Origin of the sequence: Nonomuraea purpurea, assembly GCF_042650645.1 — a bacterium.
GTDB classification, from domain to species: domain Bacteria; phylum Actinomycetota; class Actinomycetes; order Streptosporangiales; family Streptosporangiaceae; genus Nonomuraea; species Nonomuraea purpurea.
In genome coordinates this window covers 1-26293 of record NZ_JBHSBI010000017.1, presented here as the reverse complement: position 1 = coordinate 26293, position 26293 = coordinate 1, and the positions used below count along the sequence as shown (strand labels likewise).

The 26293-nt window shown below is 68.8% G+C and carries 24 protein-coding genes and 1 pseudogene; 15 read left to right on the top strand and 10 right to left on the bottom strand.

Features of this window, described 5'->3' with window-relative positions; all coding sequences use genetic code 11:
• Positions 1-25 precede the first annotated feature (25 nt).
• Positions 26-160 carry a hypothetical protein gene (locus tag ACFOY2_RS30655; RefSeq protein ID WP_379531570.1) on the bottom strand — a complete coding sequence of 45 codons (135 nt, stop codon included), beginning with the start codon at positions 158-160 and terminating at the stop codon, positions 26-28.
• Positions 161-753: 593 nt separating this feature from the next.
• Here ACFOY2_RS30655 and ACFOY2_RS30650 point away from each other — a divergent pair.
• On the top strand, positions 754-2211 hold the full coding sequence (locus tag ACFOY2_RS30650; RefSeq protein WP_379531569.1) for a glycosyltransferase 87 family protein: 1458 nt from the start codon (positions 754-756) through the stop codon (positions 2209-2211).
• A gap of 23 nt (positions 2212-2234) precedes the next feature.
• On the opposite strand, the gene ACFOY2_RS30645 is transcribed toward ACFOY2_RS30650, so the two are convergent.
• Positions 2235-3800 carry a DUF4434 domain-containing protein gene (locus ACFOY2_RS30645; RefSeq protein ID WP_379531568.1) on the bottom strand — a complete coding sequence of 522 codons (1566 nt, stop codon included), beginning with the start codon at positions 3798-3800 and terminating at the stop codon, positions 2235-2237.
• Positions 3801-3894: 94 nt separating this feature from the next.
• On the opposite strand from ACFOY2_RS30645, the gene ACFOY2_RS30640 reads away from it, so the two are divergent.
• The 8 genes from ACFOY2_RS30640 (at position 3895) to ACFOY2_RS30605 (ending at position 10629) form a co-directional block, all read left to right on the top strand.
• Complete coding sequence (locus tag ACFOY2_RS30640; RefSeq protein ID WP_379531567.1) at positions 3895-4131, top strand: SDR family NAD(P)-dependent oxidoreductase; 237 nt, start codon at positions 3895-3897, stop codon at positions 4129-4131.
• Positions 4128-4394, top strand: coding sequence for an SDR family oxidoreductase (locus ACFOY2_RS30635; protein ID WP_379531566.1), 267 nt, complete (start codon positions 4128-4130; stop codon positions 4392-4394). The genes ACFOY2_RS30640 and ACFOY2_RS30635 overlap by 4 nt, the downstream gene beginning before the upstream one ends.
• A 241-nt stretch (positions 4395-4635) precedes the next feature.
• Positions 4636-5727, top strand: coding sequence for an ABC transporter ATP-binding protein (locus tag ACFOY2_RS30630; RefSeq protein WP_379531565.1), 1092 nt, complete (start codon positions 4636-4638; stop codon positions 5725-5727).
• The gene (locus ACFOY2_RS30625) at positions 5720-6814 is read left to right on the top strand and encodes an ABC transporter ATP-binding protein (RefSeq protein WP_379531564.1); all 1095 of its coding nucleotides are present in this window, start codon (positions 5720-5722) and stop codon (positions 6812-6814) included. The genes ACFOY2_RS30630 and ACFOY2_RS30625 overlap by 8 nt, the downstream gene beginning before the upstream one ends.
• Positions 6811-7749: a carbohydrate ABC transporter permease gene (locus ACFOY2_RS30620; RefSeq protein WP_357832221.1), complete on the top strand. Its 939-nt coding sequence runs from the start codon at positions 6811-6813 to the stop codon at positions 7747-7749. Before ACFOY2_RS30625 ends, ACFOY2_RS30620 begins: the two co-directional genes overlap by 4 nt.
• Positions 7750-7753: 4 nt before the next feature.
• Positions 7754-8563: a carbohydrate ABC transporter permease gene (locus ACFOY2_RS30615; protein ID WP_449290147.1), complete on the top strand. Its 810-nt coding sequence runs from the start codon at positions 7754-7756 to the stop codon at positions 8561-8563.
• Between the two features lie 2 nt (positions 8564-8565).
• Positions 8566-8841 (top strand): DUF2160 domain-containing protein, encoded by a 276-nt coding sequence (locus tag ACFOY2_RS30610; RefSeq protein WP_379531563.1) that lies wholly within the window; start codon positions 8566-8568, stop codon positions 8839-8841.
• A gap of 18 nt (positions 8842-8859) precedes the next feature.
• Complete coding sequence (locus tag ACFOY2_RS30605; protein ID WP_379531562.1) at positions 8860-10629, top strand: ABC transporter substrate-binding protein; 1770 nt, start codon at positions 8860-8862, stop codon at positions 10627-10629.
• Positions 10630-10688: 59 nt separating this feature from the next.
• On the opposite strand, the gene ACFOY2_RS30600 is transcribed toward ACFOY2_RS30605, so the two are convergent.
• From ACFOY2_RS30600 to ACFOY2_RS30580, 5 genes are all read right to left on the bottom strand, one after another.
• Positions 10689-11969 carry a Gfo/Idh/MocA family protein gene (locus ACFOY2_RS30600; protein WP_379531561.1) on the bottom strand — a complete coding sequence of 427 codons (1281 nt, stop codon included), beginning with the start codon at positions 11967-11969 and terminating at the stop codon, positions 10689-10691.
• 9 nt (positions 11970-11978) lie between these two features.
• On the bottom strand, positions 11979-13265 hold the full coding sequence (locus ACFOY2_RS30595; RefSeq protein WP_379531560.1) for an extracellular solute-binding protein: 1287 nt from the start codon (positions 13263-13265) through the stop codon (positions 11979-11981).
• A 45-nt stretch (positions 13266-13310) separates the two neighbouring features.
• A complete protein-coding gene (locus ACFOY2_RS30590; protein ID WP_379531559.1) occupies positions 13311-14150 on the bottom strand; it encodes a carbohydrate ABC transporter permease in 840 nt (279 codons plus the stop codon).
• 10 nt (positions 14151-14160) lie between these two features.
• Complete coding sequence (locus ACFOY2_RS30585) at positions 14161-15099, bottom strand: carbohydrate ABC transporter permease (RefSeq protein WP_379531558.1); 939 nt, start codon at positions 15097-15099, stop codon at positions 14161-14163.
• A gap of 216 nt (positions 15100-15315) precedes the next feature.
• A complete protein-coding gene (locus tag ACFOY2_RS30580) occupies positions 15316-16269 on the bottom strand; it encodes a LacI family DNA-binding transcriptional regulator (protein WP_379531557.1) in 954 nt (317 codons plus the stop codon).
• Positions 16270-16461: 192 nt separating this feature from the next.
• Between ACFOY2_RS30580 and ACFOY2_RS30575 the strand changes: the two genes are divergently transcribed.
• The 6 genes from ACFOY2_RS30575 to ACFOY2_RS30550 all read left to right on the top strand — a co-directional run bounded on the left by ACFOY2_RS30575 (position 16462) and on the right by ACFOY2_RS30550 (position 23858).
• The gene (locus ACFOY2_RS30575) at positions 16462-17352 is read left to right on the top strand and encodes an NAD-dependent epimerase/dehydratase family protein (protein ID WP_379531556.1); all 891 of its coding nucleotides are present in this window, start codon (positions 16462-16464) and stop codon (positions 17350-17352) included.
• Positions 17349-18221: a 5-dehydro-4-deoxyglucarate dehydratase gene (locus ACFOY2_RS30570; protein WP_379531555.1), complete on the top strand. Its 873-nt coding sequence runs from the start codon at positions 17349-17351 to the stop codon at positions 18219-18221. Before ACFOY2_RS30575 ends, ACFOY2_RS30570 begins: the two co-directional genes overlap by 4 nt.
• Positions 18218-19270: a mandelate racemase/muconate lactonizing enzyme family protein gene (locus ACFOY2_RS30565; RefSeq protein WP_379531554.1), complete on the top strand. Its 1053-nt coding sequence runs from the start codon at positions 18218-18220 to the stop codon at positions 19268-19270. The genes ACFOY2_RS30570 and ACFOY2_RS30565 overlap by 4 nt, the downstream gene beginning before the upstream one ends.
• Positions 19271-19307: 37 nt before the next feature.
• Entirely contained in the window at positions 19308-21269 is a 1962-nt protein-coding gene (locus tag ACFOY2_RS30560) for a DUF6807 family protein (RefSeq protein ID WP_379531553.1), read from the top strand.
• A gap of 55 nt (positions 21270-21324) precedes the next feature.
• A complete protein-coding gene (locus ACFOY2_RS30555) occupies positions 21325-22323 on the top strand; it encodes an acyltransferase family protein (protein WP_379531552.1) in 999 nt (332 codons plus the stop codon).
• A 317-nt stretch (positions 22324-22640) separates the two neighbouring features.
• Positions 22641-23858 (top strand): PP2C family protein-serine/threonine phosphatase, encoded by a 1218-nt coding sequence (locus tag ACFOY2_RS30550; protein ID WP_379531551.1) that lies wholly within the window; start codon positions 22641-22643, stop codon positions 23856-23858.
• A 164-nt stretch (positions 23859-24022) separates the two neighbouring features.
• Here ACFOY2_RS30550 and ACFOY2_RS30545 read toward each other — a convergent pair whose 3' ends face one another.
• The 3 genes and pseudogenes from ACFOY2_RS30545 to ACFOY2_RS30535 all read right to left on the bottom strand — a co-directional run.
• Positions 24023-25231, bottom strand: a complete 1209-nt coding sequence (locus ACFOY2_RS30545) for a cytochrome P450 (protein ID WP_379531550.1) — start codon at positions 25229-25231, stop codon at positions 24023-24025.
• A 49-nt stretch (positions 25232-25280) separates the two neighbouring features.
• The gene (locus tag ACFOY2_RS30540) at positions 25281-26045 is read right to left on the bottom strand and encodes an ABC transporter permease (RefSeq protein WP_379531549.1); all 765 of its coding nucleotides are present in this window, start codon (positions 26043-26045) and stop codon (positions 25281-25283) included.
• A 6-nt stretch (positions 26046-26051) separates the two neighbouring features.
• Positions 26052-26293, bottom strand: a pseudogene (locus ACFOY2_RS30535) (ABC transporter ATP-binding protein); the annotation flags it as partial.

Here is a 26293-nt window from a genome sequence, read left to right as displayed (position 1 = left end):
CCATCGTTCGGGGGATGATCGAAAACTAACGGGGCCGACCGACAGTTTCCGGCCCCGCGCCCTTGCGCTCGGGCAGCCACGTGAGCCAGGGGAGTTCCTCGGCGAGGGCGCTGTCGCGGCGGGCCATCATGGTCAGCGCGCGCCCGCGTGCACTCACCATGTACGGCATTTTCTTGGTGTGAACGCGCTCGGCAGGGCGGGATCGCCGTACTCGTAATAGGCCCTGGCACACCATCTCTGCGCACCCGGCTGGTTGGGACGGGAAACACTTACGGAACACGAGACGCCAACGCACAGCCTTTTTTCGTGTTCTCCGCCGCCGCCATCCTTCTCCAGCCAGATGTGAATTTCGTACATGTCCTTGTACTGACAGGAAATGGATGCCTTGCCGGTGATCGAGCCACGGCTGTAGGCGGGTGTTGCGACAGTAATCGTACAAGGAGACTGCGAACCCGCCGCCGAGTCGGCTGGTGTCGCAGGCATGAAGGAGGCGACAAGGACGACTGCCGTGCCAGCGCGTGCCAGGTTTGAGCCTATTTTCACCATAGATTCCTTGAATTCCTTCGGGAACGCTCATTTAGATTCTCGACACTCCGGCCAGGTTTTCAAGTCTTGACTCGGTTCACCTTTCGCTACCCAGTGGCGCTTCGGACCAAGGCTGCAATATTCGGAAAAGGCCAGACATAATGGCGCATTTATCTTTTTGTCGACGCCGGAGCCGGGTGTCGCCGTGTCGTGTGCTGAAATTCCAGAGTGACACGCGACTCCGGAAAGATCAGGTTCCTGGGATGGGCGGCGACGGCCGGGATCGCGGCTTCGGTGCTGCTGACCATCCTGCTCGGGGTGCTGGGCCCGTCCGCGATGGTGCCGACCTTGCCGGGTCCGTCGTGGCAACCGCCGTTCTCGCTCACCACCCGCCCCGGGGGGTATCTGGTGATCGCGCTTGGCGCGGCGGCGATCGTGCTGGGTGGTGCCGGGTTGGCCGCCGGGTTCGCGGCTCTGGCGCGCGGATGGACGTTCCGAGCCGATCTGTGGGTGGGTGCTGGGATCGCCGCCGTGGTGGTGCTGGCCTTCCTGCCGCCGTCGGGTTCGGCCGATCATCTCAACTACGCCGCCTATGGACGGCTGGCCGTGCTCGGACACGATCCCTATACGGTCCCCCCGGAACAGCTCGGGGGCGACCCGGTCGCGGGGGCGGTGGAGGAGTGGAGGGGCGTCACCAGCGTCTACGGGCCGGTGGCCACCGCGGTGCAGGCGCTGGCGGCAGTGGTGGGCGGCGACTCCGTACGGTTGATCGTGTTCGTGCTCGCGGCGGTCAACGCGGCCGCGTACGCCGTCACGGGCCTGTTGCTGTTCCGGAGTGCGGCGGGTGACGACGCACGGCAGCGGCAGGTGGCGCTGCTGTGGGCCGCCAACCCGCTGATGATCTATCACCTGTCCGCAGGCATGCACGTCGACACCCTGGCCATCGCGTGCATGGTGGCCGCCCTGGTGTGCGGCGCGGCCGGACGGCATGCCGCATCGGGGCTGCTCCTGGGGATCGGGGTCGGCGTCAAGGCGACCGCAGGGCTGGTGGCGCTCGGCCCGGCCTGGGAACTGCGCCGTTCACCCCGTTCGCTGGCCATCGTCACCGCCTGCGCGGTCGCGGTCGCCGGGATCGCCTACGCGGTGGCCGGGCCGCAGGTACTCAACCAGGTCGGCGCCGCCGGCCGCAGGGTGTCGCTGGCGGTGCCGTGGAGCCTGATGAAAAGAGGGCTGCAGCACGCCTTCGGGCCAGGCGCGTACACGGTATGGATCCAGGTGGGGTCACTGCTGTTGATGGCCGTCTTGGTCGTGCTGTTGCTGCGCGCCTTCTCCCGCGCTCAGCACAGGGCGCCACAGGCTGCCGAGGTGGCCGTGGCGGTGGTCGTCGCCTGGCTGTTCTCCTCGGCGTACGCTCTGCCCTGGTATGACGGATTGGCCTTCGCACTGCTGGCACTGGCCTTCCAGCCGGGCCTTGCCGCCTTCATGACGGCCAGGGTGAGTGTGCTGTCTCTGGCCTACCTCCCGGCCCGGCAGGCCGGTCAGCCTCCCGGCGCCCGCGAGTGGCTGGTGGACGGGGTGCGGGCGAACATCGTGCCCTGGCTGCTTCTGGCGCTGACAGGGGCGCTGATGTGGTGGGCGTGGCGTGCGGGGCGTGGGCAAGGATCCGCTCGGCCGGGTCACCGGTGATGACACCCATCGCCGAGTACCGCTCAGAACACGTACGGAGCGGCGCTGGTCTGCCCGGCCTCGTTCGTGGCGGTGAGCGAGGTCGTCCCCGGCGGTGTGTACGGAACCCAGGCCGATTCCAGCCGCCCCCGCCGCTCGTAGCGCTCCTGCCGGACCACCGCCCCCTGCGGGTCGAAGCGGAACGTGCCGCCGCGCAGGTGGTAGCCCTCGACGAGCAGCCCGGGCCGCCCGTCCACGTCCTTCCTGACGGCGTTGACGATGATCGGCTGCTGCCAGGCGCCGGCGATGTCGTCGGCGAGCGAGGGCGTGTCGTAGCGGGCCTGGCAGGTGAAGAACGGCTCCCACCCGTACGAGATGATCTTCGAGCCGTACGGCCCCGTCGCCATCACCTGCCGATCGAGCCGGCTCTTGGTGGGCCGTCCGCGTAACGGCAGCGGATCGACCCGCCCGCACTCCCCGGGGGCCGGGGTCGGCTCGAACGCCTCCACGTTCACCCACAGCTCCACCCCGTCGGGCGCCTGCCGCGCCGCCGTCTCGATGTAGTCGCGCGTGGACCCGTAGTAGGCCTGCCCGTAGCTGAGGTCGCCGACGACGGGCACCAGCCGGGCCTCGACCCTGGCCTCCCGCTCGTGAACCCCGTACACGGGCACCTTCCCCGTGCCCCGCCCGTCCTGGACGGCGATGGCCATGGGCGCCCCGGCTCGCGTGCCCGCGATGTCCGCCATCCCCTCCCGGAGCTGATCGGGCGGGAACCCGCGCCCGCGCCGCGCGTCGATGTACGGGCTGACCAGGATCTTCTTGCCGGGCAGCGCGGCGACGACCACGGCGTGCTGGGCCGCGTACAGCGAGATGATCGGATCGTCGTCCGCCCGCGCCCGCATGGCCAGCTCGAACGACTGGTACACCCCGCCGAAGGCCGCCGACCCGCCGAAGCGCGCCTTGTAGTCGGCCAGCACCCGCGCGGTGAAAGCGTTCAGTGCGGCGGTGTGCGCGAGGTCGGGCTCCCACGTCTTGTCCGGCCGCTGCGGCGCGGCAGGCAGCCCGGGGAAGACCTTCATCCCGTACGCGGCCGCCTCCGTCATCAGGTTGGCCACGCCGTCGCCGTCGGTGGCGACGAGCACGAGATCCTGTTCTGGCGCCTGGCAGGACTCGGCCAGCGAAAGGCGGTAGTAGGTGCGCCCTTCGCCCTCGATCCGCCGGTCCGTCCCCGGACACCGCAGCAGCCCCGGCCCGAACTCCTCGCTGGTCACGTAGCTGTAGACCTGCCGGATCCGCTTGCCCGCCACCTCGGCGCACGGCAGGCCGTCCACGGCGCAGCCGGCGAGCTCGGGCTCCACTCCCACGCTGAACCTGGGCCCGAACGTGATGAGCGTGTCGCCCCCGATCGCGTGGATCGCCTCGACCATCCCCCGTGTCACGCACGGATCCGCCCGGGGGATGACCCAGTAGCCGGTGATCGGGTACGGCGCCGTCACCCGCCCGTCCCGCGCCCGGCACTCATCCTGCCTGTCCTGCTCAGAACGGTCAGGTACGACCAGACTCACCACGAAGGCGACCGCCACGACGACCCACAGGACGACCCGGTGCACCCACTCCCCTTCCTCCGCCACCCACAGCCTACGGACCCCGGTGCCACCTGCGGCAGTCTGATCACGGAGAATGGCGGACAAGGGGGAGAACATCGTGCGCATCGATCTCAGCGGCAAGACCGCGCTGGTCACCGGCTCCGCTCAGGGCATCGGGGAGGCCATCGCCACCGGGCTGGCGCGGGCGGGGGCCAGCGTCGGCGTCAACGGGCGCAGCGACCATTCCGTGGCGGCGGCCATGGCGCGTATCGAGAGCGCCGCCGCCGGGGGCCTGGTCGCGGCGCCGGGCGGGTCTCCAGGGGGTTCGCCAAGGAGGCGGCGGGCAGCGGGGTGACGGTCAACTCGGTGATCGCGGGGCCGACGCGCACCGCGGGCGTCGAGGACTTCGTGTACCAGCTCGTGGACAAGAACCTGCCGTGGGAGGAGGCGCAGCGGGTGTTCATGCGCGAGCACCGCCCGCAGTCGCTGCTGCGGCGCCTGATCGAGCCGGAGGAGATCGCGAACATGGTCGTCTACCTGAGCTCGTCCTTCGCCTCGGCGACGACCGGCGGGGCGCTGCGCGTGGACGGCGGCTACGTGGACTCGATCCTCCCGTAGGGGCGATCTCGGCGCAGGTGCTCGGGATCGCCCTATGCCGCTATGTCCTGGCATTCCCCCATTAACCGCGATGACCAGGCAAGAAGTCGCCGCGGCGATAGGCCCGGCCATTCACCGCCCTCTCGGCATCGGATAATCGCCGAATCAGCGGCCACATTTTTATCACGTACCACACATACCCTCTTTGCACACAGTTGGAGATCATGTTAGAGATGTAGGAGAAGTAGAGAGGACCGGCACAGTGACGCTGATTCTCGATGGCGTCTTCGTACGGCGACGTGGGGAGACCTGGCTCGACGACATTCGCCTGGAATTATCGAATGGAATGACCACGGTCGTCGGCCCGATGACCGCCGGAAAAACGACACTGATGCGCGTCGCCGCCGGACTGCTACCACCGGATTCCGGCCGCGTGCTGGTCGACGGAAAAGACGTCACCCGCATTTCCGTACGAAAGCGCTCGGTCGCCTTCGTCTATCAGCAATTCATCAATTACCCGTCGCTGACCGTCTACGAGAACATCGCCTCCCCGCTCCGCCTGGACCCGGCGTTCGGCCGCGCGGACATCGACCGCAGGGTCCGCGAGGTCGCCGAGCTCATGGGCATCGCCGAACTGCTCGGCCGCAGGCCCGGCGAGCTGTCGGGCGGCCAGCAGCAGCGCACCGCCATCGCCCGCGCGCTGGCCCGTCCCGTGGACGTGCTGCTGCTCGACGAGCCCCTGGCCAACCTGGACTTCAAACTGCGCGAACAACTCCGCGCCGACCTCAAGAACATGTTCGCCGCCTCCTCCGGCGTGGTCCTGTACTCGACGGCCGACCCCAACGAGGCGCTGACGTTCGCGGCGCCGACCGTGGTCCTCGGCGAGGGCAGGGTCCAGCACGTCGGCGACGTCGCGGACATGTACGCCCACCCGCCGTCGCTGGCCGTGGCCGCCACGCTCAGCGACCCGCCCATCAACCTGTTGCCCGCCGTGGTCCGCGACGGCCGGATCGAGTGCCTGGGCACCTCCTTCCCCGCGCCCCGCGCGCACGCCACGGGCCGCAACGTCATGCTGGCCGTCCGCCCCCACCAGGTCACCATCGCCCGGGGCGGGCCGGGCGCGCTCGAACTGCCGGCGGAGATCAGGCTGGCGGAGGTCACGGGCAGCGAGACGTTCCTGCACCTTCTGCTGGAAGGTGGCCGCCACCTGGTCGCCCACCTGCCCGGCACCCAGCTCTTCACGCCGGGCGAATCCACGCTCGCCTACGTGGACCCCGCGCACGTCTTCGTCTTCGACGAGGCCGGGGGACGCCTGCTCGCCACCAGCGCCGCGGAGGTCGACCTGCATGGCTGACATTCGGCTCGAAGGCGTGGGCCACAGCTACGACGGGGGCCAGACGTGGGCGCTCAAGCCGACGACGTGGACCTGGCGCGGCTCACGGGCGTACGCGCTGCTCGGCCCGAGCGGCTGCGGCAAGACGACGCTGCTGAACATCATCTCCGGCCTGCTCACGCCCACGGTGGGCCGGATCTTCTTCGACGACCGCGACGTGACCGACGTGCCGACAGCGGGCCGGAACATCGCCCAGGTCTTCCAGTTCCCCGTCCTGTATGAGGAGATGTCGGTCTACGACAACCTCGCCTTCCCCCTGCGAAACCGGAAATTTCCGAAAGCCGAGATCGACCGGCGCGTCCGCCAGGTCTCCGAGCTCCTCGGCCTCGACCCCGTCCTGCGCCGCAGGTCACGCCGCCTGGACCCGGGCCGCCAGCAGATCGTCAGCCTCGGCCGCGGCCTGGTGCGCTCCCAGGTGGCGGCGGTCCTGCTGGACGAGCCGCTGACCGTGGTGGACCCGGCGCTGAAGTGGACGCTGCGCAGCAAACTCAAGGAGATCCACCGCGACACGGGACACACGCTGGTCTACGTCACGCATGACCAGACGGAGGCGCTGACGTTCGCCGACGAGGTCGTCGTGCTCAACGACGGGGCGATCGTGCAGACCGGCGAGCCGGCCGAGCTGTTCCTGTCGCCCGCGCACGAGTTCGTCGGGCACTTCATCGGCTCGCCCGGCATGAACATGCTGCCCGCCGAGGTCGTCGGCGACGTCGTCCGGGTCGGCCCCGCGGAGGTCGGGCAGGTCACGGGCGACCTGCCCGCCGGGGCCGTGCGGATCGGGGTGCGCCCGGAGTTCGTCCGGATCACCGGCGAGCCCACCTCGCCCGGCGTGGCCGCCCAGGTCACGGGCGTCGACCGGATGGGCGCCTACGACCTCGTGCACGCCAGGGTCGGCGAGCACCCGATCATCGCCAAGACCGAGGCGGGCTCGCCCCACCGGCCGGACACGGCCGCGTTCCTGCACTTCCCCGCCGAACGGACCTTCCTCTTCCGCGACCAGGTCAGGTGCGGCTCGCTGGCGCCGCTGAACGGAAGGAGCCCCCGATGACCGCGGGCAGCCAGGTGGGCGGCGAGGTCGTCACGACCGCGCCCGCCGAGCCCAAGGAGGAGCCGCGCCCCGAGCTGAAACGCAAGGACAACCGGGCCTGGTGGCTGGTCCTGCCGGTGGTCGTGTCGGTGGCGTTCACGGCCGTGATCCCGCTGATGACCGTGGTCAACTTCAGCGTCCAGGACGTCTTCAGCCCCACCGACCGGGTCTTCGTCGGCCTGGACTGGTTCTACGAGGCCCTGCGCAGGCCGGAGAACCGCGAGGCGTTCCTGCGGACGCTGCTGTTCTCGGCGCAGGTGCTGCTGGTGGAGATCCCGCTCGGGGTGGCGATCGCGGTGGCGATGCCGCGCCGCGGGTTCTGGGTGTCGGTGGCGCTGGTGCTGGTCGCGCTGCCGCTGCTCATCCCGTGGAACGTGGTGGGCACGATCTGGCAGATCTTCGCCCGCGCCGACATCGGGCTCGGCGGCTGGACGATCAACAACGTGCTGGGCATCGGCTTCAACTACACGCTCGACTCGACCGACGCCTGGATCACGATCCTGGTCATGGACGTGTGGCACTGGACGCCGCTGGTGGCGCTGCTGGCCTACGCGGGGCTGCGCTCGATCCCCGAGCCCTACTTCCAGGCGGCGCAGATCGACGGCGCCTCCGGCTGGGCCACCTTCCGCCACATCCAACTGCCCAGGCTGCGCGGGGTGCTGACGATCGCGATCCTGCTCAGGTTCATGGACAGCTTCATGATCTACACCGAGCCGTTCGTGGTGACGGGCGGCGGTCCCGGCAACGCGACGTCGTTCCTCAGCATCCTGCTGTCGAAGATCGCCGTCGGCCAGTTCGACGTGGGCCCCGCCGGGGCGTTCTCGCTCATCTACTTCCTGATCGTGCAGATCCTCTGTTACGTCTTCTTCACCGTGCTGACCAGGTCGGGGAGGTAACGCCATGGGACGCCGCCTGCCCTGGGCACGCACGGTCTTCTGGCTGTACGTGGCCACGCTCATGCTGCCGCTGCTGTGGATGTTCGGCATGTCGATCCGGCCGAACGAGGACATCCTCGGAAGCTTCTCGCTCATCCCGCAGCGGGTGACCTTCGAGAACTACGCCACCTTCTTCACCGACGCCTCCTGGTATTCGAGCTATCTGAACTCCATCATCTACACCTCGATGAACGCCGTGATGTCGCTCGTCGTGGCGCTGCCCGCGGCCTACGCGTTCTCCAGGTTCCGTTTCGCGGGCGACAAACATCTGTTCTTCTGGCTGCTGACGAACCGTATGGCGCCGCCCGCGGTGTTCCTGCTGCCTTTTTTCCAGATTTATCAGAGCGTGGGCCTCTTCGACACCCATCTCGGCGTGGCGATAGCGCACATGCTTTTCAACGTCCCGCTCGCGGTCTGGATACTCGAGGGATTCATGTCGGGAATCCCCAGGGAAATCGACGAGACCGCCGCGATCGACGGTTATTCGCTGCCCCGGTTCTTCGTCAAGATATTCCTGCCGATGATCCGCTCCGCGCTCGGCGTGACCGCGTTCTTCTGCTTCATGTTCAGCTGGGTCGAGCTTTTGATCGCCAGGACGATCACCTCGGTCAACGCCAAGCCGATAGCCGCGACGATGACCCGGACGGTCAGCGCGGCCGGCGTCGACTGGGGCCTGCTGGCCACGGCGGGCGTGCTCACGATCGTCCCCGGCGCGATCGTCATCTGGTTCGTCCGCAACTACATCGCCAAGGGCTTCGCGTTGGGGAGGGTGTAGCCGTGTTCGCGTGGATGGTCTGGACCCTGCCCACGGCCCTGGTGTTCATCGGGCTCGCCCTGCTGCTGGTCGTCATGGCGGTCTGGGCCCGCATCTCCCCTCCCGTGGCCAGGCGCGGGTTCCTGCGCATCGAAACCGATCGGGGGGACCGGCTGTACATCGGCCTGATCAGCGCGGCCGTCGTGCTGGCCGGCTGGATCGCTGTCTCCGACCTGTCCATGTGGCTCGCGCTGGCCTGCGCGCTGCTGGTGGCGGTCGTGATCGGGATATGGGGCTAACAGAGGAGGAGCCAGGCCATGAGTCATCGGGCAGGCAGATCCGCGGCGGCGGTGCTGACCGCGTTCGTCCTGATAACAGCCGGTTGCGCGCAGGGCGAGGAGAAGCCCACGAGCGACTTCAGGGAGGCCGACGGCAAGGCGGCGGCGCAGCGGTGGGTGTCGGAGGAGTTCACACCGAGCACGTTGCAGAAGGACCAGCAGCTCGCGGAGATGGACTGGTTCATGAAGGCCGCGGCGCCGTACCGGGGCATGCAGATCAACGTGGTGTCCGAGACGATCACCACCCACGAGTACGAGTCGCGCAAGCTCGCCAAGGCGTTCACCGAGATCACCGGGATCAAGATCAAGCATGATCTGATCCAGGAGGGTGACGTCATCGAGAAGCTCCAGACCCAGATCCAGGGCGACCAGAACATCTACGACGCCTACGTCAACGACTCCGACCTCATCGGCACCCACTCGCGCGGCGACTACGTCTTCCCCCTGTCCGACTACATGGCAGGAGAGGGCAGGAGCGTCACCTCGCCCACCCTCGACCTGAACGACTTCATCGGCATCAGCTTCACCACCGGCCCGGACAAGAAGGTCTACCAACTCCCCGACCAGCAGTTCGCCAACCTCTACTGGTTCCGCTACGACTGGTTCACCGACGAGAAGATCAAGAAGCAGTTCAAGGACGCCTACGGCTACGACCTCGGCGTCCCGGTCAACTGGGCCGCCTACGAGGACATCGCCGACTTCTTCACCAACAAGGTCAACGGCAACGGCACCATCGACGGCAAGAAGGTCTACGGCCACATGGACTACGGCCGCAAGGACCCGTCGCTGGGCTGGCGCTTCACCGACTCCTGGCTGTCCATGGCGGGCAACGGCGACCCGGGCATCCCCAACGGCCTGCCGGTGGACGACTGGGGCATCAGGGTGGAGAACTGCCGCCCGGTCGGTTCGTCGGTCACCCGCGGCGGCGACACCAATGGCCCCGCGGCGGTCTACTCGCTGACCAAGTACGTGGACTGGCTGAAGAAGTACGCCCCCAAGGAGGCGGCGGGCATGAACTTCAGCGAGGCGGGCCCGGTCCCCGCGCAGGGTCACATCGCCCAGCAGGTCTTCTGGTACACCTCGTTCACGGCCGACATGACCAAGCCGGGGCTGCCGGTCGTCAACGGTGACGGCACGCCGAAGTGGCGCATCGCGCCGAGCCCGCACGGCGCGTACTGGAAAGAGGGCAACAAGCTCGGCTACCAGGACGCCGGCGCCTGGACGCTGCTGAAGAACACGCCGAAGGACCGCAGGGCGGCGGCCTGGCTGTACGCGCAGTTCGTCACGTCGAAGACGGTGTCGCTGAAGAAGTCGATCGCCGGGCTGACGTTCATCCGCGACTCCGACATCAGGAGCGACTACTTCGCCGAGAACTCCAAGAAGTACGGCGGCCTCATCGAGTTCTACGGCTCGCCGGCCCGCAAGCAGTGGACCCCGACCGGGACGAACGTGCCGGACTACCCCAAGCTCGCGCAGCTTTGGTGGCAGAACGTGGCCACCGCGGTGACCGGTGAGACGACCGCCCAGCAGTCGATGGACAACCTGGCCAAGCAGCAGGACGACATCCTGTCCCGGCTGGAGCGGCGCGGCTACGGCGGCAACTGCGCGCCGAAGCTGAACCCGGAGCAGCCCGCGCAGTACTGGTACGACCAGCCGGGCGCGCCCGCGCCGAAGCTGGCCGACGAGCGCGGCAAGCCCGAAACCCTCGACTACGACAAACTGATCGCCACCTGGAAACAGGGGAACTGAACCCAATAGGCAGGGTGCCGCCGCCCGTGGCAGGATCGGGCGGCGGCGGCTCTCAACCCTCAGCCAACACGCGTGCCCTCGTCCGCCAGGTGCACGGGCTGGCCGGTCGCGGCCGAGACGTTGGCCGCGTGGCCGGTCAGCACGCTGCGGATGCCGTCGCGGTAGCCGGCCTGCCGGCGCAGCGGGTCGTCGCCCGCCCCGCGGAAGACGTCGTTCAGCAGCAGGCGGTCGCCGCCGCCGTGCCCGCCTGCCCCGGACTCGATCGGCACGTCCTCCGGCTTGCTCCAGTGGCGGTGCAGCGTGAGCCGCTCCCAGGAGCCGGCCTTGTCCCCCTTCTTGGCCGCGCTCGGGTCGATGGCGGCGTGCGGCGAGGTCCATTCGCGCTCGACCACGTCCAGCGCCAGCCGTCCCTCCGTGCCGTTGAAGGCGACCCGGTAGCCCTCCCACGGGGCGTGGGCGTGCAGGGAGTAGGTGAGCATGGTGCGGTTGGTGTAGCGGACCAGCACGGACATGTTGTCGTCGATGGTGATGCCGTCGCTGAAGACGTCCTGGTCGCGGATGTAGCCGTCTTCGTGCTCGGCGTCCAGGTAGAGGCGCTTGAGCCGGGGGTCGGTGGAGATGTCCTGGATGAAGGGGTCGGTGCCCAGCCCCGGCGCGCCCTGCCCGCGCTCGGGACGCCCGTCCAGGCCGCGCTTGCCGGCGTTGTCGGAGCCGTAGAAGCGCAGGTCGGTCTGGGCGAAGACGAGCTCGGGAGCGGCGCCGAGCCACCAGTTGACCAGGTCGAAGTGGTGGGTGGACTTGTGCACGAGCAGGCCGCCGGAGTTGACCCGCCGGCGGTGCCAGCGGCGGAAGTAGTCGGCGCCGTGGATGGTGTCGAGCGTCCACTCGAAGTGCACGGAGGTCACCTCGCCGATCGCGCCCTCCATCAGCAGGCGGCGCACGGCGGAGTTGCGCGGCGAGTACCGGTAGTTGAAGGTGACGATCAGCTTGCCGGTGCTGCGCTCGGCGGCCTCGGCGATGGCGGCGCAGCCGTCGGCGTCGATCGTGAGCGGCTTCTCCACGATGACGTCGCGTCCCGCGTCGAGCGCCGCGCACACGTATCTGGCGTGCGTGGCGTCGACGGTGGTGACGATGACCGCGTCGGCGAGCTCGAGCACCTTGTCGAAGTCATCGGGCGCGAAACACGGCACCTCCTGGCCGATCCGCTCGACGTAGTAGTCCATGCGGGTCCGGTTGGTGTCACACAGGGCGACGATGGTGCCGGCGTCGCGCCACTCTCCGAGCAGCGCGTCGACGTACATTTGCGCGCGGTGTCCGAGCCCGACGAACGCGTACTTCATGTCTCTCCTTTAACCGGCGATCGAGGCGTTGGCCTCGGTGATGAACTTCTGCGCGGCGTCGTCGGGGGTCATCCTGCCGAACAGGACCTCCTCCGAGTACCGCGTGAGGATGTCCTCCATGGCGCTGGCGCCCTTCGGCGGGGCGGCGGGCGGGTCGGCCAGTTCGCCCTTGACCTCGTCGAGGAAGTCCAGCGTCTTCTTGTCGGTGGGCGGCAGTTTCTCCCTGACGGCCGCCAGCACCTTGGAGCTGGCCGGCAGGCCGCGGTCGCTGAGGATGATCTCGCCCGCCTCGGGGTCGTTGACCATGAAGTCGATGAACTTGGCGGCCTCGGCCGCGTGCTCCGACTTCGACGAGGCGGTCAGGAACATGGCCGGCTGCAGGAACATGCCGCGGCTGGTCGCGCCCTGCGCCATCGGCATCCGCAGCAGGTCCACGTCCTTGCCCGACTTCTTGCCGATGCCGCCGAGCTGGTTGCTCCACCACATGCCCATCGCGCCGTCGCCGGTGGCCAGCAGCGACTGGTCCACGCTCTGGGCGCCGATCTCGGCGGTCTTGGCGGCGTCGGGCGAGCCCTTGGTCTTGACCAGGTTCTGCATGATCGTCCACCACGCCTTGAGCGTGTCGGGCGAGACGGCGATCTTGTTGCCGTTGTAGAAGGGCTCGCCCCGCTGCGCGGCGAAGATCTGCAGGTAGGCCGGGTTGAAGCTCTGCTGCGTGCCGTAGATCTTGCCGCCGCTCTGGGTGGTGACCTTCGAGGCGAGGTCGACGTACTCCTCCCAGGTCCACTTGGTGTCGTCGGGGCGCTTCTGCCCCGCCGCCTCCAGCTCGGTCGGGCTGAAGACCAGGGAGAAGGCGTTGACGCCCGTGGGAACGGCCAACTGCTTGCCGTCGATGGCGCCGGTGCCCAGCACCTTGGCGTCGAAGTCGGCGGTGTTGACCTTGCCGCTCATGTCGGCCAGCGTGCCGCGGTCGGCGTACTCGCGCAGGCCGCGGATCTCCAGCGTGATGACGTCGGGCGCGTCGCTGGCCGCGACCTTCGTGGACAGCGTCTCGTAGTAGGCCCCGAAGTCGGAGAACTCGCCTTCGACGTCGATAGTCGGGTTCTTCGCCTCGAACTTCTTGATCGCTGCTTCGGTCATCTGCTGCCGCGCGGCGCTGCCCCAGTAGGCGAAGCGCAGCTTGACCTTGCCGTCGGCGCTTTCGCCGCCGCCGCTGCCGCTGCCGCAGGCCGCGGTGACCGCCAGCACAGCGGTGGCGAGCAGTGCCGCCGACCACATCTTCTTGCCAGAGCTCACGGCTCTACCTCCTTGGGGGGTGTTCTTGTTGGGGGGTGAAGGGAACTACTTGAGTCCGGTGGTGGCCACGCCGCGGATCAGGTACTTCTGGCCGGCCAGGAAGAAGCCGAAGATGGGGCCGAGCGCGATGATCGACATGGCGAACATGGGCCCCCACGCCGATTCGCTGCTGGCGTCGAGGAACGTGCGCAGCGCGACCGGGACGGTGAAGTTGTCCGGGTTGTTGAGGTAGAGGAGCTGGCTGAGGAAGTCGTTCCACGTCCAGATGAAGGTGAAGATCGCGGTGGTGGCCAGGGCCGGCAGGCAGAGCGGCATGACGACCCTGATGAAGATGCGCCAGTAGCCCGCGCCGTCGATCTCGGCGGCCTCGTCCAGCTCCCTCGGCAGCGTGCGGATGAACTGCACCATGAGGAAGACGAAGAACGCGTCCGTGGCCAGGATCTTCGGCAGGACCAGCGGCCAGATCGTGTTGATGAGGTCGAGCTCGGAGAACATGATGTACTGCGGCACGATGACCACGTGGTGCGGCAGCATGATCGTGCCGAGCATGATCGCGAACCAGAACTTCTTCAGCGGGAAGTTCAGCCGCGCGAAGGCGTAGGCGGCCAGCGAGCAGGCCACCAGGTTCGCCACCACCGACACGGCCGTGACGACCGCGGAGTTCCACAGGTAGTAGCCGAAGGGGTGCTTGAGCGCGTTCCAGCCCTCGCCGTAGTTCTCGAAGGTGATCTGGCTGGGCCACAACCCCGGCTCACGGAAGATCAGCTCTTCCGGCTTGAGCGAGCTGGAGATCATCCACAGCAGCGGATAGAGCATGACCAGGCCGAAGCCGATCAGCAGGATGTGCTTGGCCACCCGTCCGCCCCTGAAAGGGCGGAACAACATCGGAACCGGCCTACTTGGTGTCGCCATAGAAGACCCAATACTTGGACGCGAGGAAGTTCACTCCGGTCAGGGCGGCGATGATGACCAGCAGGACCCACGCCATCGCCGCAGCGTAGCCCATGTCATAGCTCTTGAACCCCTTCAGATAGAGGTAGAGCGTGTAGAAGAGGGTGGAGTCGGCCGGACCGCCCTTCCCGTTGCTGACGATGAACGCCTGCGTGAACGACTGGAACGACTTGATCAGTTCGAGCACCAGGTTGAAGAAGATGATCGGCGTCAGCAGCGGCAGCGTGATCGAGCGGAACTGACGGATGGGGCCCGCGCCGTCCACCGCCGCGGCCTCGTAGTAGCTGCCCGGGATCTGCCGCAGTCCGGCGAGGAAGATGATCATCGGGGCGCCGAACGTCCACACGTGCAGGAGGATCAGCGTGCCCAGGGCGGTGTCAGGGTCGCCGACCCAGCCGGGGCCCTGGATCCCGAAGATCGCGAGCACCGCGTTGACCAGGCCGTCGGCGCCGAAGACCTTGCGCCACAGGATCGCGATGGCCACGCTGCCGCCCAGCAGCGAGGGCAGATAGAAGATCGAGCGGTAGAACGACAGCCCACGCATCCCCCGGTCCAGCACCAGGGCCAGGGCCAGGGCGAAGGCGAGCTGCATCGGGACGGACACGATCACGTAGATCGTCGTCACCTTCAGCGAGGCCATGAAGCGCTCGTCCTGCGTGAACATCTGAATGTAGTTGTCCAGCCCGACCCACTTGGACTCCTCCAGGAGGCTGTAGTCGGTGAAGGACAGATATAGGGAGGCGAAGATCGGGCCAACCGTGATGACGAGCAGGCCGAGAAACCAGGGCGCCAGGAACAGGTAGGCGGCCCTCGCCTCGCGACGGGAACGCTGGGTGGAACGGCGCCTGCCTGGCAGGGGGGTGACCGCCACCGAGTCAGCCATGACGCATCTCTTTCGTCATCCACGGACCTTCCGGGCGAGACGTGATGGATAGCGCTTTCCTATAGCTGGCGGTGAAGTTACGTCAACCCTTTGCAGGCGTTACATAGCCGTTACCGATATATCGCTACGACGTTTCCCCCTGCTAGCAGGGCTGTCGTCCGTAGAAGTCAGATGAATTTCGCGCCGAATTAGTACAACCGTTTGCAGCCTTTGGGCCTATCGCGGGGGCGCCGTGGAGTCCCGGACGACCAGCCGGGTCTCCAGCGACGTCGTGGCGCTCACCTCCTGGATGAGCAGGTCGACCGCGAGCCTGCCCGCGGCGGCCGTGGGCATGGCGACCGTGGTGAGCTTGGGACGGTTCAACCGTCCGGAGACGATGTCGTCGATGCCCACCACGCTGACGTCCTGCGGCACGCTCAGCCCGAGGTCGCCGAGCCCCTCGATGAGCCCGATCGCCACCAGGTCGTTGTAGGCGAGCACGCCCGTCACGCCCGAGTCGCGCACCCGCCCGGCCGCGGCGAACCCGCCCCGCTCGGTGGGCGCGTTGGGCCCGATGACGACCAGTTCGACGCCCGGCACCTGCTCGGCGGCCGTGCGGATCTCCGAACTCGTCCATGAGCCCGCGGGCCCCGACACCAGCGCGACCCGGCGGTGCCCGAGCCCGGCCAGGTGCTCGACCGCGAGCCTGGCCCCGTGGCCGACGTCCATCAGCACGGTGGCCGCGCCGCGCAGCCGCCGGTTGATCACCACGAACGGCACCCGCTCGGCCAGCCGTTCCAGCGCCTTGTTGGAGGAGCGGGGGCTGCACAGCACCACGCCGTCGACCTGCTTGGAGAAGGCCTGCACCAGCTCCTCCTCCGCGGCCGGCTCCTCGTCGGTGTCGGCCACGAACAGGTGGTAGTCGCGCTGCCTGGCGGCCGCGTGGGCGGCCTTGATCAGCGGAGGGAAGAACGGGTTGGCGATGTCGGCCACGATCAGCCCCAGGTTGTGGGTGCGCCCGGTCGTGAGCGCCCGAGCCGCCCGGTTGGGCCGGTAGCCCAACTCCTCGGCCACCGTCAGCACCCGGGTGCGCGTGGCGGCGTTCACCATGTGCGGCGCGGAGAAGGTCCGCGACACGGTCGACACATGCACTCCGGAGGCCCGGGCCACATCACGAATCGTCACTGTCACAGTTGTCACCCTAACGCAACCGCTTGCAGGGGCCTTGGAGCGCTGAAAGCGCTTGCTGGATCCTTCCTACCCTCACCTCTGGCGACTCTACCCAGCTCGAAGGGCGGGTGATGAAATGCCCTCTTGACGCCTTGGCCTCCGTGACACAAAGGTTTAGTGCAACTGTTTGCAGTCTTGAAGGAGCCCCTCACGGTGAGCAGAGTCCTCGTCACCGGAAGCGCAGGACGCCTCGGCCGCAGCGTGGTCACCACACTGGCGGCGGCCGGGCACGAGGTCATCGGCGTGGATCGCGCCCCTGGCACCCCAGGTGAGGCCGCCGCGGTCTTACCCGCCGACCTCACCGACACCGGTGAGGCGTTCGAGGCGATCGCCAGGTTCCGGCCCGAGTCGGTGATCCACCTGGCGGCCATCGCCACCCCGTTCAGCTTCCCAGAATCGGTCATCTACCGGGTCAACACGCAGCTCGCGTTCAACGTCTGCGAGGCGTCGGTGGCCCTCGGCGTCTCCGGCGTGGTGGTGGCCAGCAGCCCCACCGTGATCGGGTACGGCGCGCCGGGCGGCTGGGCGCCGTCGTACCTGCCGATCGACGAGGAGCATCCGGTCCGGCCCTGGAACGCCTACAACCTGTCCAAGGTGGCGGCCGAGCAGACCATGAAGGCGTTCGCGCTGGCCGGGACGACGCGGCTGGCGGCCGTCAGGCCGTGCTTCGTCATCCCGCCCGAGGAGTGGGCGGGCGCGCCCACGCAGTCGGGCCACACCGTGCGCGAACGGCTGGACCGGCCGGAGATCGGCGGGGTGTCGCTGTTCAACTACATCGACGCCCGCGACGCCTCCGAAATGATCGCCGTGCTGATCCGGGCCCTGCCCGAACTGCCCAACGGCGAGGTGTTCTTCGCCGGCGCCGCCGACGCGCTGGCCAGGAAGCCGCTGACCGACCTGATCCCCCAGGCCGTGCCCGGCGCCGAGGCGCTGGCGGCCGGCCTCACCGGCACCACCCCCGCCTTCTCGATCACCAAGGCAGAGCGCCTGCTCGGCTGGCAACCCAAGCGGAGCTGGCGTACCGAACTCAAGGAAGCCGAATGAATCTCAGCGGTGTGCTGTTCTTCCCCGTGACCCCCTTCGACGCCGACGGCCGGCTTGCCGAGGAGGTGCTGGCCGAGCACATCCGGCAGGGCATGGAGCACGGCCCCGGCGGGGTGTTCGTGGCCTGCGGCACCGGTGAGTTCTCCGCGCTGTCGGAGTCGGAGCACGCGAGCGCGGTGCGGGTGGCTGCCGAGGTCGTGGGCGGGCGGGTGCCGGTGTTCGCGGGCGCGGGCGGCCCGCTCGGCGCGGCGCTGAACCAGGCCAGAGCCGCGCGGGCGGCGGGCGCGGACGGGCTGCTGCTCATGCCTCCCTACCTGGCGCAGGGTCCCGGGCACGGCTTCCGCGCGTACGTGGAGTCGGTCGCCGCAGAACTGCCGGTGATCGTCTACCAGCGCGCCTCGGTGGTGCTCGAACCGGAGGCCGTGGTCGAGCTGGCCGGGATCCCCGGAGTGATCGGGCTCAAGGACGGCGTGGGCGACATCGACAGGATGCAGCGCATCGTGCTGGCCGTCCGCGAGCGCTACCAGGACTTCCTGTTCTTCAACGGGCTGCCGACGGCCGAGCTGACCATGCCCGCCTACCGGGGCATCGGCGTGGAGCTCTACTCCAGCGCCGTGTTCGCGTTCGCGCCGGAGATCGCCCTGGCCTACCTGAACGGCGACGAGCGGCTGCTCACCCGCTTCTACGCCCCGCTCGTCCGGCTGCGCGACAAGGTCCCCGGCTACCCGGTCTCCCTGGTCAAGGCCGGTGTGCGGCTGCGCGGCCTGGACGTGGGCGCCGTCCGTCCGCCGCTGGTGGAGGTCACCGGCGAGCACCTCGAAGAGCTGGACGCGCTGATCAAATCCGGGCTCGAACTGGCGGCGTCATGACGATCGCGGACCTGCGTACCGAGCTGCGCACGGCCGCCCTGCCTCGGCCCTGGGGCGCGGACGTGCCCGCCAACCACGTCATCGTGTGCGAGGTCACGCTGAAGGACGGCCGGACGGGAACCGGGTTCTCCTGGACGCCGCAGATCGGCGCGCACGCCGTCAAGGCCCTGCTCGACCACGACCTTCGTGAGGCGCTGATCGGCCTGCCCCCGCACCCCGAGGTGGTGTGGGACCGGCTGTGGCGGCACCTGCGCGAGGCCGGGCCCGGCGGCATCACCACGATCGCGCTGGCCGGCATCGACCTGGCGCTGTGGGACCTGCGCTGCGGCGACAGCGGCCTGGCCGACGTGCTCGGACGCCGCCGCGACGAGGTGCCCGTCTATGGCAGCGGCGTCAACCTGCACTATCCCCTTGAAGAGCTGGTCGCGCAGGCCGAACGCTGGGTGGCGGCCGGCTGCCGCGGGGTCAAGATCAAGGTGGGCCGTCCCGACCTGACCGAGGACGTCGCCAGGGTGGCCGCGGTCCGCGAGGTCATCGGCCCCGACCGGCTGCTGATGATCGACGCGAACCAGCGCTGGGACCTGCACCGGGCCAGGCGGGCCATCGGCGCGCTGCGCGCCTTCGACCTGACGTGGATCGAGGAGCCGCTGCCCGCCGACGACGTGGCCGCCCACGTGGAGCTGCGCCGCTCCATCGACGTGCCGGTCGCCGTCGGCGAGAACGTCTACACGACCTACGGCTTCCGCGACCTGCTCGCGGCGGGCGCGTGCGACGTCGTCCAGCCGAACGTGGTGCGGGTCGGCGGCATCACGCCGTTCCTGCGGATCGCGGAGCTGGCCAGGACCTACGACGTGCCGGTCTACCCGCACCTGCTGAGCGAGGTGTCCGGGCAACTCGCCCTGACGCTGCCCGCGCCGGTGCTGGTCGAGGACGTGGAGGACGCCTCGTTCGCCACGCTCGGGCTGCTGGCCGAGCCGTACCCGGTACGGATCTCGGACGGTGTGCTGCGCGCGGGCGAGCACGCGGGACTGGGGTTGAGGTGGTCGTGATGAGCGCGGACTCGGAGCTCGGGCTTAGGTGGTCGCGATGAGCGCCGCGAACGTGACCCCGACGGGCGCGGTGAAGGTGATCCTGGCGGGAGCGCACGGGCACGGGCGGCACCACCTGGGCATCCTGCGCGGGCTCACGGAGCGGGGGCTGGTCGAGCTGGCCGGGATCTGCGACGTGCGGCCCGTGGAGGTCGAGTTCGGGGCGCCGCTGCAGTCGTCCGACCTGGGCGAGCTGATCGAGAAGACCGGCGCGCAGATCACGATCATCTGCACGCCGATCCACACGCACGCCGACCTGGCCGTGACCGCGCTGCGGGCCGGCTCGCACGTGCTGCTGGAGAAGCCGCCCGCGGCCAGTTCGTCGGAGCACGAGCGGATCGCCGCGGCGGTGGCCGAGACCGGGCTGGCCTGCCAGGTCGGGTTCCAGTCGCTCGGCTCGGCGGCGATCCCCGCGCTGCGCGAACTGATCGCCGGCGGCGTGCTCGGGCGGGTGCGCGGCATCGGCGGGGCCGGAGCGTGGGATCGGTCGACGGCCTACTTCACCAGGGCGGCGTGGGCGGGCAGGCGCCGCCTGAACGGCGTCGACGTGGTGGACGGCGCGCTGACCAACCCGTTCGCGCACGCCGTGGCGACCGCCCTGGCCCTGGTGGACAGCCCGATCGCGGAGATCGAGACCGAGCTCTACCACGCCTATCCGATCGAGTCCGACGACACCTCCTGCCTGCGGATCCGGCTGGCCGACGGCTTCGTGATCACCATCGCGGTGTCGTTGTGCGCGCCTGACCGGCGCGAGCCGTACCTGGTCGTGCACGGCGACCTGGGCCGGGCCACGCTCGTCTACACCAAGGACCGGCTCACGGTCGAGCTCGCCGACGGCTCGGTCACGACGACCGTCCACGAGCGCACCGGCCTGCTGGAGAACCTCGTCGACCACCTCCGCACGGGCGCGGACCTGCTCGTCCCGCTCGCCGCGACCAAGTCGTTCACCCAGGTCCTGGACGCGGTGCGGCTCTCGCCCGAGCCGGTGCCGATCCCCGAACGGCACCAGATCGTGCACGGGGACAAGACGGGCGTCGTGAGCCGGGTCCTGCCGGGCATCGCCGGCCTGACCGACCGCAGCGCCCGCGAACTGGCGCTCTACTCGGAGCTCGACGTCCCGTGGACGAGCGTGGAGCTGCGGGTCGCCGACCGGGCGGTGGCCTCCTACGAGTGGCGGCCCGACCTGCCCGCCACCGACTCCCCCAGGCCGTACCTGCACCGGGTGCGCACCCTCGGCGGCGTCGAGGTCACCCAGGTGCGTCCAGAGGACCACGTGCACCACCTCGGCGTCGGGGTGGCGATCTCCGACCTCGGCGGCGCGAACTTCTGGGGCGGGCGCACCTACGTCAGGGATCAGGGGCCGACCTGGCTGGACGACCACGGCACGCAGCGGCACGTGGCCTTCTCCTCGCTCGGCGACGACGGCTTCACCGAGCACCTGGAGTGGATCGGTCCCGGGGGCCGCCTGATGGCCCGCGAGGAGCGCACGATCACCGCCAGGCCGCTGGGCGAGGCGTGGGCGCTGGACTTCACGTTCACGCTCACCAACCTCACCGGCGCCCCCGTGGAGATCAACAGCTCCGCCACCAAGGGACGGGCCGGCGCCGGATACGGCGGCTTCTTCTGGCGCGCGCCGGGAACCTCTGCCGCCCGCCTCACCCTCCCCGGCGACGAACAGGCCGTGCACGGCAGCCGACGACCGTGGGTGGCCATGTCCGGCACCACGCCGGACGGACGGGACTGGACGCTGGTGTTCACGCAGGCGGACGGCGACCCGTGGTTCGTGCGGGTGTCGGACTACCCGGGGGTCGGCCAGGCGCTGGCCTGGGACACACCGCTGGTCGTCGAGGACACGCTGACCAGGCGGGTCGTCACGATCGTGGCGGACGGGCGGCTCGACGAGGAGGCGGCGGCCGCGCTGGCGCAGGCCGCACTCGGCGGGACACCACTCCGTCGATAACCCCTCACTCCCCGTTTCCCGGCGGTTACGGAAACGGTGACAGGGTGGCTGACCTGTGAAGGCAGCCACCGTCATCGCCGGGCCCGTAACCGCCAGGGACCCGTTCTTCGACAACGCCAAATACCTGGCCATCGTGCTGGTGGTGTGCGGTCACCTCATCGAGGACCAGCGCGACCACCCGCTCGTGCACGCGCTCTACTTCTACGTCTACCTCTTCCACATGCCGCTGTTCATCGTGCTGAGCGGCTACCTGTCACGGAAGTTCACGTTCTCGGCGGGCAAGGCGCGCAGGCTGATCTCCACGCTGGCGGTGCCGTACCTGATCTTCGAGGTGGCGTACTCCCTGCCCAGGCTCATCCTGTACGGCAAGTTCGAGCTGAGCCTGCTCGACCCGTACTACCTGACCTGGTTCCTGCTGTCGCTGTTCCTGTGGCGGTTGTCGACCCCGGTATGGCAGCAGCTCAGGTGGCCGCTGGCCGTCGCGGTGGCGCTGTCGCTGCTGACCGGGTTGGACAAGCTCCCGGGCGAACTGGCCATGAACAGGACGTTCGCCCTGCTGCCCTTCTACGTGCTCGGGCTGATGCTGCGGCCGGAGCACTTCCAGTGGCTGCGCCGGCCGTACATGCGGCTGGCCGGGGCGCTGACGCTCGGGCTCGGGCTGGCGGCGGCGCTGCTCGTGCACGCCTCGGTGCCCACCGAGTGGATCAGGTGGCGGCTGCCCAACTCGGCCATCGGCGTCGACGACCTGACGGGCACGCTCATCCGGCTGGGGCTGCTGCTGGCGGGGGCGGTGCTCGTGGCGGCGTTCCTGGCGGTGACGCCGGCGCGGCACACCTGGTTCAGCGGCCTCGGGACCGCCACCATGTACGCCTACCTGCTGCACGGTTTCGTGGTCAAGGTCGCCGAGCGGCTCGGGCTCGGCCTGCCGCTGTCGATCCTGCTCGGCGTGGCCACCGCCACCCTGCTGTGCACACCCCTGGTCCGCCGGCTCTTCCACTGGGCGGTCGAACCCCGCATGTCCTGGGCCTTCACCTCCCTGCGCCGACCCACCTGAGGGCTCGTGCGCTGCTTCTCCTGCGGCCAAGGAGGGAACAGGGCCACCGACTTCACCCTCGCCCCCGAGCACGAAGAGATCCGCGCACCGACGCCTGCGCCACGCTGAGAACACGTACCGTCGCAAACGGTACGCAGGTCCGCGCGAAACTCGTCCGAATCAGTGGCAGAACTCACCGCGTATAAGGCCAAACCGGCAATCCTTACAAAATTGGCCATTTTCTTCATCCACTCTTGACCTGGAATGGGACTACTGTGCGATCGAGGCCCGCGAGTCGGAGTTCTAGCTAGTCAGCGGCGACGGAGGGGGCCGCAAGGGTGATCACGGACGGAGAGCGGCGGTCGCGCTGGTCCAGCCGGTGGCTGGTCCTGGTGCCGCTCGCGCTGATCGTGTTGATCACGTTCGCGGACATATTCACGCCGCGTCAGATCCACCTCGGCCCGCTGCTGGTCGTGGCGCCCGCCATCACGGCCTCGTTCGCGGGCCCCTGGCTCACCAGCGGCATCGGCCTGACGGCCGTGGCCGCGCAGGTGATCATCGGGGTGCAGGGGGGCGATCTGGACACGCAGGTGTTGCAGGCGCAACTCTTCGCTGTCGCCTCGGTGTCGGCGTTCGTCGTGCTCTTCAGGGTGCTCCGCGAACGCGACCGCAGGAAACTCGTGCAGGTGCAGTCCGTCTCCGAAGCGGCACAGCGCGCACTGCTACGCCCCCTGCCGCGCCAGGCCGGCCCGCTACGGCTCGCATCCCACTACCTGGCGGCAGAAGCAGAGGCACACATCGGCGGCGACCTCTACGGAGTGACCCGAACCCCTCGCGGCACCCGCCTGATCATCGGAGACGCCCGCGGCAAGGGGCTGGGCGCGGTCTCCGACGCCGCACTACTGCTCGGCGCCTTCCGCGAAGCCGCCCGGCGATGCCCCACCCTGCCCGAACTGGCCGCCGACCTCGACGAAAGCGCAAGCTTCAACATGGAGGCAGCCGACGAAGGCGAAAGCTTCGTCACCGCGATCATGCTCGACATCGCCGACGACGATCCGGCGTGCGTACTCGTCAACTGCGGCCACCCACCACCGCTGCTCATCCGCGGGAACAACATCCAACTACTCGACCCCGGACGATACGCCCCTCCCCTCGGACTCGGCACACTGGCAGCCCCCCGCGAATACACGGCACAGACCTGCCACTTCGAAGCGGGCGACATCCTGCTGCTGTACACCGACGGCGTCATCGAAGCCCGAGACCCGCAAGGCCGCTTCTACCCCCTGCTGGAACGGATCACGACGTGGACCGGCTGCGAACCACAGACCCTCGTGGAACGCATCTGCTCCGACCTGGTCGGCTACGTAGGCGGCCACCTCGGCGACGACGCAGCCATGATCGCCATCGAACGGGCCCCTCGCGACGGGATCGCCGTCACGAGAGCGATCGCCCACCCCCGGCCGGCCGACCTCGGCCCAGTGCTGGAGGACCAGAACCCCCTGGTGGTCGAGCCCCGCGGGCTGAGCGCATCGTCCCCCTACTGTGTCCGGGGCTGAACCTCACCACCCCGGAGACGATCGGGCCCTGCGCGCATCTCGGTCCGCGCGTCCATTGTCCAGCTTGAGGCGCAGGCTCATCGACGGCGTTCCGGGAGGCCCTGGCCCAGGCAGACAGGGCCCGCGCGGGTTGAGGGCGGGCCCAGCCCGTTTTTGGCTCTCGGTCACGCGTCCCAGGTGACCGGGAGGCTCTTGACCCCGTAGATGTCGGCGGTCTCGGGGCGCAGGGCGACCTCTTCGGCGGGTACGGCCAGGCGCAGCGTGGGGAAGCGGTTGATCAGCGCGGCGAAGGCGACGCGCATCTCGACGCGGGCCAGCTGCTGGCCCAGGCACTGGTGGATGCCGTGGCCGAAGGCCAGGTGCCCGCCGTCCTGCCTCCGGAGGTCAAGCACGTGGGGGTCGGGGAAGCGCTCGGGGTCGCGGTTGGCGGTGTGGTACGACAGGATGACCGTCGCACCGGCCTCGATGGTGTGGCCGCCCAGTTCGACGTCCTCCAGTGCGACCCTCTGGAACTGCTTGGCGACGCTCAGGTACCGCAGCAGCTCCTCGACGGCCTTGTCGGTGAGCGCGGGGTCGGCGCGCAGCGCGGCCAGCTGCGCCGGGTTGCGCAGCAGCGCGAAGGTGCCCAGCGCCAGCATGTTCGCGGTGGTGTCGAGCCCCGCCGCCAGCAAAAGCAGACTGATCCCCTTCAGCTCCTCGTCGGTCAGGTCGCTGTCAAGCAGGTCGCTGAGCACGTCGTCGGTGGGGTTGGCGCGCTTGGCGGGCACCAGCTCGGCGAGGTAGTTCTGGATCGCGGTGTAGGCCGCCATCAGGTCCTCGTCGTTGGTCTCCCCGCCCAAGAGCTTGTCGACATTCTCCTGGAAGAAGCCCCGGTCCTCGTTCGGCACCCCCAGCAGCTCGCAGATGACGATGGCGGGGATGGGTTTGGCGAACGCGGTCACCAGGTCGGTCGGCGGGCCGGCCTGCTCCATGGCGTCCAGGTGGTCGGCGGTGATCTGCTCGACACGCTCGGTGAGCAGGCGCATCCGGCGGACGGTGAACTTGCCCACCAGCGGTTTCCTGTATCGGCTGTGCTGTGGCTCGTCCATGAGCAGGAACTCGCCGGGCGGCGCCGGAGGGACCTCGATGTCGCCGTAGTCGATCAGCGGGTGATGGCCCATGAGCTCTCTGCGTGAGCTGAACCGCGAGTCGGCCAGGACGGACCTGAGCAGGTCATAGCCCGTGACCAGCCAGCCCTGGTGCCCGTCGGGGAAGGGGAAGCGGCTGATCGGGCCGTGCTCGCGGGCCTCGATCAGCTCCTTGGGCGGGTCGAAGGGGCAGCCGGACTGACGCACCGTCGGCATCGTCGTGAGGGTGTGGAGGGATTCATTCATGACTTTTCCTTTCTTCGTCATGGCAACCGCACCGTGAGTCGGCACAGCCCTAAGAGATCTTGCGGCGGTAGGTGTTCATGGCGAAGAGGTATGCGACGACGAGGATGCCGGCGCACCAGGCCAGGGCGATCCACAGGTCGGCGCCGACAGGCTGCTCGGTGAACAGGGCGCGGATGGCGTTGACGATGGAGGTCACCGGCTGGTTCTCGGCGAAGGCGCGCACCGGGCCTGGCATGGTGTCGGTGGGCACGAAGGCCGAGCTGAGGAACGGCAGGAAGATGAGCGGGTAGGAGAACGCGCTCGCGCCGTCCACGGACTTGGCGGACAGGCCGGGGATGACGGCGAGCCACGTCAGCGCCAGGGTGAACAGGATCAGGATGCCGGCGACCGCGAGCCACGCCCCCGCTCCCGCCGCCGAGCGGAAGCCCATGAGCAGCGCGACGACCACGACGACCACGAGCGAGATCAGATTGGCGACCAGCGAGGTCAGCACGTGCGCCCACAACACCGACGAGCGTGCGATCGGCATCGACTGGAAGCGCTCGAAGATACCGCCCTTCATATCTATGAAGAGCCGGAACGCGGTGTAGGCGATGCCCGAGGCGACCGTGATGAGCAGGATGCCGGGCAGCATGTAGTTCACATACGAATCCGACCCCGTGTTGATCGCGCCGCCGAACACGTAGACGAACATCAGCATCATGGCGATCGGCATGATCGTGGTCGTGATGATGGTGTCCGGGCTGCGCGCGATGTGGCGCAGGGATCGTCCCAGGAGGGCAGCGGTGTCGCTGAAGAAATGCTTGGTCATCATCGTTCCTTACGCGTTCGTGCCGACGTTGGGGTCCTTGCCGCCGGTGCCGACGAGCGCGAGGAAGACGTCCTCCAGGGTCGGCTGCTTTTCGACGTATTCGACCTTGGCGGGCGGGAGCAGCTGCTTGAGCTCCTCCAAGGTGCCGTTGACCATGATCCGGCCCTCGTGCAGGATCGCGATGCGGTCGGCGAGTTGTTCGGCCTCGTCCAGGTACTGCGTCGTGAGCAGCACCGTTGTGCCGTTCTCTG

Excerpts from the sequence above, each read along its gene's own strand:
- ACFOY2_RS30540 (WP_379531549.1), bottom strand. The coding sequence starts at position 26,045 with ATGATGACCAAGCATTTCTTCAGCGACACCGCTGCCCTCCTGGGACGA.
- ACFOY2_RS30570 (WP_379531555.1), top strand. The coding sequence starts at position 17,349 with ATGAATCTCAGCGGTGTGCTGTTCTTCCCCGTGACCCCCTTCGACGCC.
- ACFOY2_RS30590 (WP_379531559.1), bottom strand. The coding sequence starts at position 14,150 with ATGTTGTTCCGCCCTTTCAGGGGCGGACGGGTGGCCAAGCACATCCTG.
- ACFOY2_RS30565 (WP_379531554.1), top strand. The coding sequence starts at position 18,218 with ATGACGATCGCGGACCTGCGTACCGAGCTGCGCACGGCCGCCCTGCCT.
- ACFOY2_RS30545 (WP_379531550.1), bottom strand. The coding sequence starts at position 25,231 with ATGAATGAATCCCTCCACACCCTCACGACGATGCCGACGGTGCGTCAG.
- ACFOY2_RS30605 (WP_379531562.1), top strand. The coding sequence starts at position 8,860 with ATGAGTCATCGGGCAGGCAGATCCGCGGCGGCGGTGCTGACCGCGTTC.
- ACFOY2_RS30600 (WP_379531561.1), bottom strand. The coding sequence starts at position 11,969 with ATGAAGTACGCGTTCGTCGGGCTCGGACACCGCGCGCAAATGTACGTC.
- ACFOY2_RS30625 (WP_379531564.1), top strand. The coding sequence starts at position 5,720 with ATGGCTGACATTCGGCTCGAAGGCGTGGGCCACAGCTACGACGGGGGC.
- ACFOY2_RS30655 (WP_379531570.1), bottom strand. The coding sequence starts at position 160 with ATGGTGAGTGCACGCGGGCGCGCGCTGACCATGATGGCCCGCCGCGAC.
- ACFOY2_RS30585 (WP_379531558.1), bottom strand. The coding sequence starts at position 15,099 with ATGGCTGACTCGGTGGCGGTCACCCCCCTGCCAGGCAGGCGCCGTTCC.
- ACFOY2_RS30615 (WP_449290147.1), top strand. The coding sequence starts at position 7,754 with ATGGGACGCCGCCTGCCCTGGGCACGCACGGTCTTCTGGCTGTACGTG.
- ACFOY2_RS30560 (WP_379531553.1), top strand. The coding sequence starts at position 19,308 with ATGAGCGCCGCGAACGTGACCCCGACGGGCGCGGTGAAGGTGATCCTG.
- ACFOY2_RS30620 (WP_357832221.1), top strand. The coding sequence starts at position 6,811 with ATGACCGCGGGCAGCCAGGTGGGCGGCGAGGTCGTCACGACCGCGCCC.